Genomic DNA, 1,521 nt, shown 5'->3' with positions numbered 1-1,521 from the left:
CGTTTGCGCCGATGGTACTGCTTTACTGTGGAAGAGTAGGTCGCCGCCTTTTTTGTACTAACATTATGTTAGTATTTACAAAACCCTTACTAGTTAATCTAGTAAGGGTTTTTTTTCGTTTTTATTGCTTTAGTTCAGTTTAAAAGCTTTCTTTAGTTAGATGTATTGTGATAAATGAAGTTTTATTATTTTTTCTTGAACATGCTATTTATAATTGTATTTATCCCAATAAATAGAAATGAAATAGCCAAAATACATAGTAGAATTGAAAGTATAAGTAAAGGGATATAAAGTGGTTTGTCTTTATTATCTAATGTTAAATGTAATAAAGTTGGACCAGCAAACATAAGGACAAGACAAATTCCCATTTGCTTTAATCCTTTAGCTAAGATCTCTTTATCTGTTCTATTATTTTCGTCCATGTGAAATACTTTTTCTTACGCTTTTGTGCTTATTAAGTAATTGAATAGCTACTTTTTCAGAGACCATCAACTCATTCATAATCATTTTGACACCTCTAATAACCAACTTATCATTACTTAATTGCATATCAATCATCTTGTTATCTTTTACTTTTCCTAATTGAATCATAACCGTAGTAGTTATTATGTTAAGGACAAGCTTTTGAGCTGTGCCAGCTTTCATTCTTGAACTACCAGTCAAAAATTCAGGACCAACTACAACTTCTATAGGGAATTTAGCTGTTAATGCTAATGGACTTCCTTGATTACAAGTAATACAACCAGTTAATATATTTTGCTTATTAGATTTATCCAAAGCACTTATTACATATGGTGTTGTTCCTGATGCTGCAATGCCTAAAACAAAATCTTTATCTGAAATATTATAATCTGATAAATCTTCCCAACCTTGTGTTGTTGAGTCTTCTGCATTTTCTACGGCTTTTCTTATTGCTATATCTCCACCAGCGATTAAGCCAATTACCAAATCATGGGATACTCCAAAGGTTGGTGGACACTCAGAAGCATCAAGTATACCTAATCTACCACTTGTTCCAGCACCTATATAAAATAATCGACCATCATCCTTTAGTTTAGTAACAATTTGTTCTATTAATGATTCGATTTGCGGTAATGCTTTTTCCACTGCAATAGGAACAGTTTTATCTTCATTGTTAATATTAGTAATAATCTCATTAATTGACATGTTTTCAAGATTATTGTAATGGGAATCTTGTTCAGTGGTCTTAGTAAATATCATGTTTTAAAGATAAGAAATAATTTTAGCAGATACACTGGGTTATTCTTATTAACGGCATTCTCTGAATATTTTGACAGAGTTAAAGGAGATGAAACGACATAAATGGTAACGACCATATACTATTATTCAACCGTATAAATTACTTCATCTACTTCTGAGAGTCGGAAGTAACCGAAAGGAAAATTATCTGGATTTGTGACGTTTATACAATTGCCTCTTACTGTAGCTGGTTGTGTTTCAAAAGGGCCTCCACCATCGTCACTGCCTTGTTGTAGAAGCACAAACATAAATTCGTAAAAC

At 32.0% G+C, this 1,521-nt stretch carries 2 protein-coding genes; both read right to left on the bottom strand.

Annotation, left to right across the window (positions count from 1 at the left end):
- Window positions 1-185 precede the first annotated feature (185 nt).
- Window positions 186-422: a DUF6095 family protein gene (locus B2U95_RS06475; RefSeq protein WP_296313952.1), complete on the bottom strand. Its 237-nt coding sequence runs from the start codon at window positions 420-422 to the stop codon at window positions 186-188.
- Window positions 409-1,221, bottom strand: coding sequence for an N-acetylmuramic acid 6-phosphate etherase (gene murQ, locus B2U95_RS06470; protein ID WP_296313951.1), 813 nt, complete (start codon window positions 1,219-1,221; stop codon window positions 409-411). The genes B2U95_RS06475 and murQ overlap by 14 nt, the downstream gene beginning before the upstream one ends.
- Window positions 1,222-1,521 lie beyond the last annotated feature (300 nt).

The organism is Winogradskyella sp. UBA3174 (assembly GCF_002364335.1).
In the GTDB taxonomy this organism is placed as follows: domain Bacteria; phylum Bacteroidota; class Bacteroidia; order Flavobacteriales; family Flavobacteriaceae; genus Winogradskyella.
Note: the sequence above shows the minus strand (reverse complement) of the source record. Positions and strands in the feature narration are given on the sequence as shown.

What these genes read in the sequence shown, in the direction of transcription:
- B2U95_RS06475 (WP_296313952.1), bottom strand. Translation starts at nt 422, where the DNA reads ATGGACGAAAATAATAGAACAGATAAAGAGATCTTAGCTAAAGGATTA.
- murQ (WP_296313951.1), bottom strand. Translation starts at nt 1,221, where the DNA reads ATGATATTTACTAAGACCACTGAACAAGATTCCCATTACAATAATCTT.